The organism is Parageobacillus sp. G301, assembly GCF_030268025.1.
Taxonomy (GTDB): Bacteria; Bacillota; Bacilli; order Bacillales; family Anoxybacillaceae; genus Parageobacillus_B; species Parageobacillus_B toebii.
This window is the reverse complement of record NZ_BSDB01000001.1, coordinates 306,195-318,131: the sequence shown is the minus strand read 5'-3', so window position 1 is coordinate 318,131 and position 11,937 is coordinate 306,195. Positions and strand designations below refer to the sequence as shown.

15 protein-coding genes are annotated in these 11,937 nt (G+C 43.4%); 2 read left to right on the top strand and 13 right to left on the bottom strand.

The features are described 5' to 3' along the window. Positions 1 to 509: 509 nt before the first annotated feature. From copZ to QSJ37_RS01715, 3 genes are read right to left on the bottom strand one after another with little or no spacing between them, the layout of a single operon-like run. The gene (gene copZ / locus QSJ37_RS01725; RefSeq protein WP_285753163.1) at positions 510 to 713 is read right to left on the bottom strand and encodes a copper chaperone CopZ; all 204 of its coding nucleotides are present in this window, start codon (positions 711 to 713) and stop codon (positions 510 to 512) included. Positions 714 to 734: 21 nt separating this feature from the next. Beyond that, positions 735 to 3,128: a heavy metal translocating P-type ATPase gene (locus tag QSJ37_RS01720; RefSeq protein ID WP_285753160.1), complete on the bottom strand. Its 2,394-nt coding sequence runs from the start codon at positions 3,126 to 3,128 to the stop codon at positions 735 to 737. Between the two features lie 13 nt (positions 3,129 to 3,141). Further along, positions 3,142 to 3,453: a metal-sensing transcriptional repressor gene (locus QSJ37_RS01715; protein WP_205423669.1), complete on the bottom strand. Its 312-nt coding sequence runs from the start codon at positions 3,451 to 3,453 to the stop codon at positions 3,142 to 3,144. A 572-nt stretch (positions 3,454 to 4,025) separates the two neighbouring features. Between QSJ37_RS01715 and QSJ37_RS01710 the strand changes: the two genes are divergently transcribed. Then, positions 4,026 to 4,733, top strand: a complete 708-nt coding sequence (locus QSJ37_RS01710; protein ID WP_285754720.1) for a polysaccharide deacetylase family protein — start codon at positions 4,026 to 4,028, stop codon at positions 4,731 to 4,733. A gap of 311 nt (positions 4,734 to 5,044) precedes the next feature. Here the strand turns inward: QSJ37_RS01710 and nfsA are convergent, their stop codons facing one another. The 10 genes from nfsA to QSJ37_RS01660 form a co-directional block, all read right to left on the bottom strand. Continuing rightward, positions 5,045 to 5,794, bottom strand: coding sequence for an oxygen-insensitive NADPH nitroreductase (nfsA, locus tag QSJ37_RS01705; protein WP_285753157.1), 750 nt, complete (start codon positions 5,792 to 5,794; stop codon positions 5,045 to 5,047). A gap of 90 nt (positions 5,795 to 5,884) precedes the next feature. Further along, positions 5,885 to 6,241, bottom strand: a complete 357-nt coding sequence (locus QSJ37_RS01700; RefSeq protein ID WP_285753155.1) for an ArsR/SmtB family transcription factor — start codon at positions 6,239 to 6,241, stop codon at positions 5,885 to 5,887. A 1-nt stretch (position 6,242) separates the two neighbouring features. Next, on the bottom strand, positions 6,243 to 6,677 hold the full coding sequence (locus QSJ37_RS01695) for an SRPBCC family protein (RefSeq protein WP_285753153.1): 435 nt from the start codon (positions 6,675 to 6,677) through the stop codon (positions 6,243 to 6,245). Between the two features lie 120 nt (positions 6,678 to 6,797). Beyond that, positions 6,798 to 6,923, bottom strand: a complete 126-nt coding sequence (locus QSJ37_RS01690; RefSeq protein WP_285753151.1) for a hypothetical protein — start codon at positions 6,921 to 6,923, stop codon at positions 6,798 to 6,800. Further along, a complete protein-coding gene (locus QSJ37_RS01685; protein ID WP_285753148.1) occupies positions 6,923 to 7,561 on the bottom strand; it encodes an SdpI family protein in 639 nt (212 codons plus the stop codon). Before QSJ37_RS01685 ends, QSJ37_RS01690 begins: the two co-directional genes overlap by 1 nt. Continuing rightward, positions 7,558 to 7,830, bottom strand: a complete 273-nt coding sequence (locus tag QSJ37_RS01680) for an autorepressor SdpR family transcription factor (RefSeq protein ID WP_171699180.1) — start codon at positions 7,828 to 7,830, stop codon at positions 7,558 to 7,560. Before QSJ37_RS01680 ends, QSJ37_RS01685 begins: the two co-directional genes overlap by 4 nt. Before the next feature lie 143 nt (positions 7,831 to 7,973). Further along, entirely contained in the window at positions 7,974 to 8,828 is an 855-nt protein-coding gene (locus QSJ37_RS01675) for an MBL fold metallo-hydrolase (RefSeq protein ID WP_062754686.1), read from the bottom strand. 586 nt (positions 8,829 to 9,414) lie between these two features. Beyond that, positions 9,415 to 9,588: a hypothetical protein gene (locus QSJ37_RS01670; protein WP_171699170.1), complete on the bottom strand. Its 174-nt coding sequence runs from the start codon at positions 9,586 to 9,588 to the stop codon at positions 9,415 to 9,417. Between the two features lie 268 nt (positions 9,589 to 9,856). After that, the gene (locus tag QSJ37_RS01665) at positions 9,857 to 10,690 is read right to left on the bottom strand and encodes a pirin family protein (protein ID WP_285753144.1); all 834 of its coding nucleotides are present in this window, start codon (positions 10,688 to 10,690) and stop codon (positions 9,857 to 9,859) included. 66 nt (positions 10,691 to 10,756) lie between these two features. Next, entirely contained in the window at positions 10,757 to 11,032 is a 276-nt protein-coding gene (locus QSJ37_RS01660) for a hypothetical protein (protein ID WP_285753142.1), read from the bottom strand. Positions 11,033 to 11,195: 163 nt separating this feature from the next. On the opposite strand from QSJ37_RS01660, the gene QSJ37_RS01655 reads away from it, so the two are divergent. Beyond that, complete coding sequence (locus QSJ37_RS01655; protein ID WP_285753140.1) at positions 11,196 to 11,831, top strand: FMN-dependent NADH-azoreductase; 636 nt, start codon at positions 11,196 to 11,198, stop codon at positions 11,829 to 11,831. Positions 11,832 to 11,937: the final 106 nt, after the last annotated feature.

The following is an 11,937-nucleotide window of genomic DNA, read 5'->3' as shown; positions in this document are numbered from 1 at the left end:
CTGTTCGATTTCGAGGAAATGTTTGATTTCTTCCCGCATAATCAGTTCTAATTTTTCTTTTACAAACTGACGAATGGCATTTTCCAGTTGATTTGCCCAGTCGACATTTGGTATACTTCTTTTAGACATAGGTAGGGTACTCCTTTCTCTAAGATTTTTGGTCCAATCAGAGAATACCCTACCTTTTTTCTTTTGTTCTAGCAAAATGCTTTACACAAACTTTTATACATCATCACAACGCGATTGCGCACAAGAAAACCATACAGCAAGCCACTTCAGCTACATATTGCTTCACATATGCCAACGCTGTAATCTCTCAAATCAGTGAAAATGCGATGGCAACTCTTGTGCATTTTGACAAGAAGATATTGGCATCCTTTCTCATGATGTTTTTTAAGAAAATGATCACCAAAAAATAGATTCGAACTATTTGGCTCTACTCCTTTCGACAAGAAAATAATTTTTGGAAGAAAAATCATGGCCTCCCCTAGAAAAAGGGAGGACTTCGTTTATTTCACATCATAACCTTGTTCTTCAACGGCTTCTTTCAATTGGGCGATGCTGACTTTCGTTTCATCGAAATCGACATCGACCGTGCCTTTTTCCAAATGCACTTCGACGCGGTTGACTCCTTCTAGCTCTTGTAAAGCGTTTGTGACCGCCATTTTGCAATGGTTGCATGTCATTCCTTGTACTTGTAATGTTGTTGTCATGATGTATTCCTCCTTATGTTTTTATAGTTTCACGCGCTTCAAGCGAAGTGCGTTCGTTACTACCGATACGGAGCTAAACGCCATCGCCGCTCCGGCGATCCAAGGTTCCAACAGTCCAGCGGCGGCAACCGGGATGCCGATCGTATTGTAAAACAGCGCCCAAAACAAGTTTTGCCGAATATTTGTCATCGTTTTACGGCTAAGCTCGACCGCTTTCGGAATATGCGATAAATCGCCGCCAACTAATGTGACATCGGCCGTTTCGATGGCGACATCCGTTCCCGTGCCGATTGCCATACCGATATCGGCTTTTGCCAACGCCGGAGCGTCATTAATGCCGTCGCCGACCATGGCCACCCGTTTGCCTTCACGCTGCAGTGTTTCGACAATGTTTGCTTTGTCCTCCGGAAGCACTTCGGCGTATACATGGTCGATTCCCGCTTGTTTGGCAATCGCTTTTGCCGTCCGTTCATTGTCGCCTGTGACCATGTAGACGTCAAGCCCCATTTGTTTTAATGCTTGAATCGCCTCTTTGGCATTTTCTTTGATCGCATCAGCGACGGCGATGATGCCGGCAAGCTGTCCATCAATGGCCACGAACATCGCTGTTTTTCCTTCTATTTCTAATTGTATCATTTTTTCTTCATGTCGAGAAATGTCGATGTTGTTTTCTTTCATTAGTTTTCTCGTTCCAACGAGAACACGTTTGCCATCGATTTTCGCTTCAATACCGTGGCCCGCAAGCGCCGCGAAGTGCTCAAGCGGCTTCACAGCGATTTGTTGCTGTTTGCCGTATTCGAAAATCGCCTGCGCGAGCGGATGTTCCGAAGCGCTTTCCGCCGACACCGCGAAATTAAGCATTCCTTCTTGAAATTCAAGGACATCCGTCACTTGTGGCTTTCCTTTTGTCACCGTTCCTGTTTTATCCAATAGCACCGCGTTGATTTTATGCGTTTCTTCTAAGTACTCACCCCCTTTAAAGAGGATGCCGTGTTCCGCTCCTTTTCCGGTGCCGACCATGATCGATGTCGGCGTAGCAAGGCCGAGAGCGCACGGACAAGCGATGACAAGAACGCTAATCGCCACTTCCAACGCTTTTGGCAAATCGCCCGGTGCAACAAAAAAGTACCAGACAATAAACGCCAACACAGCAATACCAACAACAATCGGCACAAAAATTCCCGAGATAACATCGGCCATCCGTTGAATCGGCGCTTTCGAACCTTGAGCTTCTTCGACGATTTTCACGATATTCGCTAAAGCTGTGTCTTTTCCGACCTTTTCCGCCCGAATCGTAAGAGTGCCTGTCGTGTTGATCGTTGCGCCAATGACGCGGTCGCCTTCTTTTTTATCAACCGGAATCGATTCCCCTGTAATCATCGACTCATCGACAGCGGACGCTCCCGCAATCACGATACCGTCTACCGGTATTTTTTCGCCTGGTTTGACGATAATCGTGTCACCGACTGCCACTTGTTCAAGCGGAACTCTGAATTCTTTGCCGTCGCGAAGCACGAGCGCTTCTTTTGCCTGCAAACTTAAGAGCTTTGAAATCGCTTCGGTCGTCCGCCCTTTTGCCCGCGCTTCGAAGTATTTGCCGACAAGCACAAGCGTGATAAGCACCGCGCTTGTTTCAAAATATAAATTTGGCATATAGTGAGGGCTTCCAATCGTTTTAGCCGCTTCCACCAAGCTGTAAAAGTAAGCCGCAGACGTGCCGAGCGCGACAAGGACGTCCATGTTCGCGTTCTTGTTCCTTAGCGCGCGATACGCGCCGACATAGAAAGGACCGCCGATATAAAACTGGACAGGTGTCGCTAACAGAAGCTGCACCCACGGATTCATCAGCCAAGCGGGCATCGGCAGACCAAGATCAAACGGAAGATGCGCAATCATCGTATATAGAAGCGGAAGCGATAAAATAATCGAAATCATAAGCTGCCGCTGTTTTTGTTTCAACTGTTCTTCTTTGAAGCCCGCGCTCTCTTCTTCCTTCCGCACTTGTCCTTTATAGCCAAGTTTTTTTATTTTTTCTAATATCGCTTCGACCGATGTGATGCCTTCCTTATACTCCACCACCGCGCTGTTTGTTGCTAAGTTGACCGTAGCGCTTTCCACGCCTTCCATGCGCCGCAAACCTTTTTCAATTCGCGCCGCGCAAGCAGCGCACGTCATCCCTTCAATATCCAGCATCACCTTTTCGGTCGCCACGCCATACCCAAGTTTTTCGATTTTTTCTTGAATATCGTGAATGCTTTGTTTCGTTGGGTCATAATCGATCGTTGCTTTTTCCATTGCTAAATTGACGTTCGCCTCGACTCCGTCCATTTTATTTAGTGCTTTCTCGATGCGGCTCGAGCAGGCGGCGCACGTCATGCCGGTAATATGCAACGTCACATGCTTTTTCTCACCCATGGTGCTTCCTCCTCTATTTCGAAAACTGCTGGATAACGGTCATTAATTCTTGTATCGATTCGTCACCGTTGCCTTCGCGAATCGCCTTGGCGACGCAATGACGAACGTGCCGCTCTAGCAAATTCAATCCGACTTTATGAAGCGCCGCTTCAATTGCGGAAATTTGGATTAAAATATCGATGCAATAGCGATTGTCTTCAACCATTTTTTGCACGCCGCGCACTTGTCCTTCAATGCGTTTTAGACGTTTGATAATGTTTTCAATTTCCTCTTTCGTCCGCGGAACCATTTTTGGATTGGGCTGATTCTCTTCATGGTGATTCATGCATTTCACCTCATTCCATTGTTCTATATACATTATACCGGTAAGGGGTATGAATGGCAAGTAATTAGAACGCCTTAATCTTTTCTAACATAAAACTCCTTTAGCTGCTTTGTCGTTAATGCAAGAATGAACCGCTTGTCATTGATAATCCGTGGTGCATTGCGAACAATTGCATGGTTTTTCCTTTTTACGAGTTTTCACATACATATACGTCCGTTGTCTGAAAATAATATAGCGAGCCATTACCATTCCGACCGCATTTTAGTGTCGATAAATGCAACATGGTCAAAATGTGGCCGTGTAGTCAAGCCAATGTCCATCACCTTCAAACAAAAAAAGCGGGAGCAATCCCGCTTCAGCTTGCCGACAAATCCGACAAGCTGATGAATCACTGTCAAGACTAAGGGACATGGATTTCCCCCCGTTAGCCACCCATGAAGCGAGCTTCACCACAGATGATAGAAATTAATTCTTTTCTCCATGGAAGCACCATAATTGTTTCATTTGCTTTCAAGAATATTCGTTGATAAAATACACCAAGAAAAATGATTCAGATAGAGAGGAGACAAATGATGAAAAAAAGAATAGTCACATCTGGGATAATTTCGCTAACAATATTACTTTTTTTATTCGGTACATATAAATTAATGAACTCAAGAACATACCAGTTATTTGGAGGATTAACGAGTCACATAGATACAAACCAAAAAGTAGTAGCGTTGACTTTTGATGACGGACCGACAAAAAACGTAGAGAAAATATTGCCTCTTTTAGATCAATACAATGCGAAGGCTACCTTTTTTGTAATTGGAAATGAACTGAAGAAAAATCTAAAGTTCGGAAAAGAAATAGTAGAATCCGGACATCAAATCGGAAATCATACATATTCACATCAACGAATGATTTTTAAAAAACCTTCTTTTATCAAGCAGGAAATTGAAATGACCAACCAATTGATTCGAAAAACAGGTTATAAAGGTGAAATAGACTTTCGTCCACCTAATGGAAAAAAACTGATTGGTTTACCCTATTATTTAAAAAAACATCACATAGAAACCATTACATGGAGTCTCGAACCCGACACCTATTATTCTTCGGTTTCTGACAAAGTGAACTATGTAAACAATAATGTAAAACCAGGGGCCATCATTTTGTTACATCCAATGTATGATGATACTGGTAACGAACTAAAAACCATTGAAAGGATATTAAATTCTTTATCAAAAAAAGGTTATAAATTTGTCACGGTTAATGAACTGCAGAAGTTACAGAATAAGTAATGAATAAGAATTTGCTTTAAAAGCTTAATTTAACAACAAAAATGGAGTGGCCAAACTGTTACCAGTTTGCACTCCATTTTTTATGTCATTTTTAATTTTCAACCATTTCAAAAAGCCCTCTCCAACGTGAAAGTGGTCAGCGAACGCCTAGGACATTCCTCTGCTTCGATGACGTTAGGCGTTTATTCTCCCGTCACGCCAGACATGCAAGAACAAGCAACTCAAAAATTCGCCAAACCCCTACAGAAAAAAAGCGTGGTCAAAATGTGGCGGATCAACGTAAAAAAATCCCGTTTCGTTTTGAAGCGAGATTAACGTAGATTAAACCCTTTTCCTTCTATGAATTCTTTCATATACATACGGACAGGGTTGCTGAGCATGTTCGCCATTTGCCCGGTCCATGTATCGCGGCGTTTGCCCTTTGTCCGCCGTTCGTAATACGCGGAAACGATATCGTTATATTGTTTCAGCTGTGCTTCGAATTTGGTGCGGTCTTGTTCATACGTTTCTTCGTGGTATACGTGTTCAAACGGCAAACGCGGTTTTTTATCAGGCTGCTGTGCCGGGTAGCCGACGGCAAGCCCGAAGAGCGGAATGACCCGTTTCGGCACTTTTAATAATTTGCATACTTCCGGCAAATTGTTGCGCAATCCGCCGATATAGCAAATGCCAAGCCCCATCGACTCCGCGGCAATCACTGCATTTTGCGCCGCCAATGCTGCATCAATGAGCGCGACCATAAATTTTTCCGTGCTCTCAAGTGATGGCAGCACCTCTTTCTGTTCCATTTCGCCAATCACTTCATGACGGTGAAGATCGGCGCAAAACACAAAGAAATGGCCATTATGCTCGACATAAGATTGATTTCCCGCTAATTCCGCAAGCTTTCGTTTCGTCTCCTTATCTTTAACGCCGATGATGGAATACGCTTGAATAAAACTCGATGTCGACGCGGCTTGCGCACATTCGACGATCGTGCGAATTTGCTCGTCCGTTAACGGCCGGTCTTCAAATTTGCGAATCGAACGGTGCTGTAAAATCGTTTCAATGACTGGATTCATGATGAATACCTCCTATACCATTGATAGCTTTGCTTTTTATGATACCAAAAAAAGAAAGAGCCAAAAAATGATCGGCTCTTTCCGAAGCGTTTATTGATCCTCACCATCAGCATCAACAATATGCCCTTCGCCATTTTCCACGTAGTGCTTGAGCATCGCCATTTTATTATCCCAAAATCGTTCATAAAAGGACAGCCATTCCTTTAATTCCAACAATGGAGTTGGTTCTAGACGGTATCGCGTCTCCCTCCCGACCTTTCTCTCCTTCACAAGTCCGGCATCCGCCAAAATCCGCAAATGTTTCGACACAGCGGTCCGGCTAATTGGAAAATGGCCGCTGATGGCGGTAACGGGCATTTCCTTATCGGCCAACAATCGCAACAGCTTGCGCCGGGTAGGATCAGCGATGGCCTGAAAGACGTCATGCTTGTGTGATAAAGCAGCCATACTACGCCTCGACATACGAGCCTAAAGATTTGCAAAGCTTGGCCCATCCCTGATCCATCCGATCGCGTACGATAGTATGAGATTCGCCAAATTCCGTCACTTTATCCGCATCCCAGCCGGAATGAATAAGGGTAAACTCTGTTTGCTGCTCATTCAGCTCTTTTAGCTCAAAAGTAACGGTCCAATCTTTTCCCCAGCGAAAAGAGAGGCGATGAGGCGGATCGACTTCAATTACTTTACAAGGAGACATGCCATAAGGACCCGCATTTAAATGAAACTCATGGCCGACCACCGGCTGAAGATCGTTAGGCATAAACCAAGCCGCAAGCCCCTCTGAGGTAGAAACCGCCTCCCAAACTTTTTGAATCGGAGCTTGAAAAACCATCGTGTGGCGAATATGTGGCAACATGCTGTTCGTTGTATTTTTGGCTGTCATTGTTTTAACCTCCATATTTTATTTATGAAACTTTTTGGTTTCATTTTGATTATACGAAACCTTTTGGTTTCATGTCAACACGGAATGGTGAACGTACCGCTTATCCGCATTTAACCGTTTCTACAATGCCCCGTAACAACAAATGAGCAATAAAAAAGAGGCGGACAACGGAAACGGTTGCCGCCTCTCCAAAAACGATGAAAAGACCGCTTGTTGATCGCGATGCGCCGCTTTTCTTATATTCATTATTTGTCTGCCGCCTTTTTATAAACGGCATAAGAATATACCGTCGGCACAAGTACAATACAGGCGATCGACGCAATGAGAAGCACAGCGCGAATGGAAGATGGAGCAAAAGCAGATACGATCATGATGATTCCGCCAATGAAAAAGACTTTGCCGCCAAACCGGTGCGTCCGCGCCCAAACGGTCTCGTTCGCCAGCGTCCACGGCGTGCGGATGCCTATGAAATAATTCGCTTTAACTTTTGGCATATAGTTTCCGAGAATGATAAAAAGCAGACCTAACCCTATATTTACAATCCAATCCATATTGACATCATAACCAAGACCGCTAAAAATAACGGCGATGTGAATGACGACGAAAAACGTTAATGACGCGTTCATAAAAACACGATACGCTCCTGTAAATTTTTCATAATTCTCTTTGCGCGGATCGATTTTCGACACCCCAAACAATATCCCATAAATCCATGTCAAGAAAATCGGCCCAAATAAAACGGCGAAAAGTTTTGATGCATAGCCATCCACTTCCCCCGAAAAGTTCCAATGAATCGGAACTTCCTCCGGCAGCCGCGGATATGCCCATAAGGAAATCCCCACACTAATGATGCTCAACAAGAAAAAATACCAATGCTTTTTCATTCCCTCTTCCCCTTTCCTTCTTGCAAAGATAAAAGCCAAGCAAGTACATCTTGCAACACCGTCGTGTTGATGGAGTAATAGATGAACTGCCCTTCTTTTTCGGCGTGCACTAAATCCGCCTGCTTTAACAAATTTAGATGATGGGAAATGCTCGGTTTGGAAATGCGGAAATGATCGGCGATTTCCCCTGCTGTTAAATCCTTGTTCCTTAACAGGTTGAGAATGTCTCTTCTCGTCGGATCGGCTAGCGCTTTATAAACAAGGTTCATTTTCATATACGTTCACCGTGCTTATTTTGTTATTTAGAAAATTATCTAATTATTTAATTACATTATATAAAATATTCAGTTTTCTGTTAATAACCTGAGAAAACAAAAAGAGAACACCATGTGTCCTCTCCATCAACGAAAAACTATACTTCTACCATCATCGTATCATAGGCGATTTCGATGGACAGCCCTTGTTTTTGCAACTGTTTTTCTATTTCTTTGAGATCATCAAAGCCTAATCTGTTCATTTCTTCGACATGAGTCAATATAGTTTTCTTCGCCTTTAATTTGTGAATAATATTCAATGTTTCTGCAAATGTTGCTTCTATTTTCAATATAGGGTGATGTTCAGGCAGCAGCCGTTCCCCTGTCAGCGGATGAAGCTCAAAAATGCCGATCGGTAAAACCGCAACATCTACTTCCTGTACTTCCCGTGGAGGATCCCAGTTATTCAATTCATCCATCGCAATCAGCACCCGCTTCTCCCCTTCTGAAAATAAAAACGCATACACGTAGTCTTCGGCTAAGCGGAACGGGCGAATCTCCACTCCTTCCATCAATACGCTATCCCCATCTTGCAGCGTATGAAGGCGGATGTATTTCATCTTTTCGAGGAAAGAGAGATGTTCGCCGCTGCCGAGGCGGTGCTGAAAATCGATGGCGACCTGCTGCGGCAAGTAGACATCCGTCGTCGTGGAAGCAGGAGGATAATTCCGAAAATCGGCATTGATGGACTCCAGCACCCGCCTGCCCATCACGTGATCAGGATGCCAATGCGAGTAAAACACCGCGTTGATTTGTTTAATTTTAGAACGATTCATCTGCATATAAATATCTTCCGGCGTATCGATTAAGACGTCCGGACCGTGCACAAACAGGCTTGGACCGCTGCGGCTGTAAGGGATTCCTTTCACGCGCGCCTCGACGCATACGCGGCATTGGCAAAGCGGACGCGGAATCGTCACCGCTCCGCCTGTTCCTAAAAATTCAATTTTCATATCCTTCCCTCGCTTCTGTCATTATTCAGAAACAACACCGTATTTGTCTCCGTCTAACAAAATGTGATACGTTTGCTCACCGATGTTATGATGAACCGTTGCTCTTTTATTCGTCGCAAACCTCTTTTTCCAACCCATTTTTCTCCTAGCCCTTGAAATACATATCTAGGCAATTCAACTACTAGCGCATACAACAAACCGCTGGCGACAATTAAGGTGACCAGCCATTATTTCGCTTTCCCTTGTCGGCTGAACTAAGCCGGCACAAGCGATAACAAAAGACCAATGAGAATGCCCCATCGTATCGCTGCCATCGTTGTCGTAATAACGGAAAACAACGCAAGAAAAAAGAATACCTAAAGGGTCAATCATATCCCCCAGGCGAAATATAATGGAACGTTTTGCAACCAATTCCTCCTTAAATAGTATGAATAATATAAATTTTTAATATATTTTTACCATAGGCTCTGTTGAATTTCAATGTTGATTTTTAGCCTACAGCAAAAAAACAAAATAAATCGGTCTTTTTGTTCGACTATCAAACTCGTTTATTAATAAAAACCATTCCTTAATTGGAACTCAGTTACTAACCTCCACCATTTGTGTATTTATTATCTCCCATCATATAGTTTGAATCGTCCCCTGGCTTAGCGTTCGGATTGGTTATTACATGAGGGTTATTGTTGTTTTTCTTGCGTCTCCAGTCAATAAATAAAGCTAATGTGAAAACCCCAAGAATTAGAATCATCAACCATACCATTCCCCGTCACCACCTTTAGTATAATTTTAACACTAAATATGTAACTCGGCTTTCAGATTATATACAAAACTAAGTATTGCTTGTTCATCTAACCTACCTGTAGCTGTCCATGGATCGCTTTGCGGCACCATCAGAAAAATATTAATTTTTAGGATAGACCTTCGTGTCGTGCTTACAGCACTAACAAATGATGAAAATACTAATTTACGGGATAGTTGAATAAGAAAATCAACAATAAAAGCGCTCCATATCGGAACGCTTTTTTCGGCTATTCAGCAAATTTTCCTTCTTGATAATCGCGAATCGCCTGGCGGATTTCTTCTTGCGTATTCATAACAAATGGCCCATAAGCGACAACCGGCTCGTTAACCGGCTCGCCGGCATAAAGGAGGAGGCGCAGTTTTTCTTTGGCGGTGACAGTGATTTCGCTTTCTGTCTCGTTTTCAACGCGGCTTAAAAATAATACTTGCCCTGCTTTTCCTTCTGTGGCATCAGCGCCGAATGTGCCGCTACCTTTCAAAATGTACAGAAAGCCGTTGTAGCTTCCTGGCAAATCTTGCACGATACTCGCTCCTGGTTCAAGCACCATTTCCACCATCGTAACCGGAACATGGTTGAGTGTCGGGGCTTTTACTCCTTTCGATGACCCGGAAAATACGCGGATGATTGCTCCCTCTTCACGCCGGACAGGCATATCGCTTGCTTTTAAATTTTGATAACGTGGCTCTGTCATTTTTTTCTCGCTCGGCAAATTAATCCATAGCTGCAAACTGTGCACGGTCGAGCCTGGCGCCGGATCTTCTTTATGGATCACCCCTCGTCCTGCCGTCATCCACTGCACATCACCGGGGCCAAGCGTACCATGGCCGGCTTTGCTATCAAAATGTTCCAACTGACCGTCAATCACGTACGTCACCGTTTCAATGCCGCGATGCGGATGAAAGTCAAACGTACCGCGTTGGAAAATATCCTCCATCAGCATCAAAAACGGATCGTATTCTTCCCAATTTCCCGGCTCTAGCACCGGCCCGCTGCGATGAATCGGGCTGTTTGTCTCTATTTGTACCGTTTTTACACGGCGGATGCGACGCTGTGCTGGCATCTATGTGTTTCCTCCTTATGATCTTTATCTGCATCGTACTCTACGCAACCAATGAATGCAAACGATTTACTTTGTGACATCAGGTAACGGTATATCTTTCCTATAGTCAAACGAATAGGAAATTGGCTTTTTTTCACTTATTGTTTCGTTCGTTGCTGCCACATCATCATGCTCTTTATATTTTGGCACATCATCAAGCGGAATTTCTTTTCGGTAATCGAACATCATGCTAGGAGTGCGAATCATGTCCGCAACGCAGACATTCCACTCCTTTCTCCCCCCTTTTTCTATTTTACAATACATTTTCGCGATAAAATGCTTATGTTCCTGCTGCCGCATCATCTTTTTCTTAAAAGTAAATTACTTTACAAAAGTAAGTTAGTTACATTATTATATTTACGTTAAAACACTATGCCATTGATATTGCATGGATTTACATAGTGTTTGGCAAACTTTCATATCGTTTTCATTCCACGCTATTTATACTAACGAAAGGAGAAAGAACATGGCTAAATTATTGTACATTACAGCAAATCCAAAACGGGAAGAGGAATCTTACGGCTTATCCGTTGGAAAAGCGTTTCTTAACGCTTATAAACAACAAAACCCGCAAGACGAGATTGTCGAATTAGACCTTTATCGTACCGACATCCCTTACATTGATGCCGATGTATTAAACGGATGGGGCAAATTGCAACAAGGGCATACATTTGAACAGTTAAGCGCGGAAGAAAAACAAAAAATCAGCCGCATCAATGAGCTAACCGATCAGTTTATCAACGCAGATAAATATGTGTTTGTCACACCGATGTGGAATTTTAGTTTTCCGCCAAAAATGAAAGCTTATATCGATACAATCTGCATCGCAGGAAAAACGTTCCGTTACACGGAAAATGGTCCGGTAGGGCTATTAACAGGAAGAAAAGCGGTGCACATTCAAGCACGCGGCGGAATTTATTCAGAAGGACCAATGAAAGAAATGGAATTTGGAGACCGTTATTTGCGTGCGGTGCTCAGCTTCGTCGGAATTACTGATGTTCAGTCCATTTTTGTCGAAGGAATGGCACAATTCCCGAATGAAGCCGAAACAATTAAACAAAACGCGATCAAACAAGCAGAACAAGTAGCGAAAAACTTTTAACAAAATGATGACCTGTTCCTTTGATAAGGGACAGGTCATTTTGATTTTTCTATTAAAATAAAAAAGCTTGCCGATGTAATCGACAAGCTGTATGACTCCAAATTAA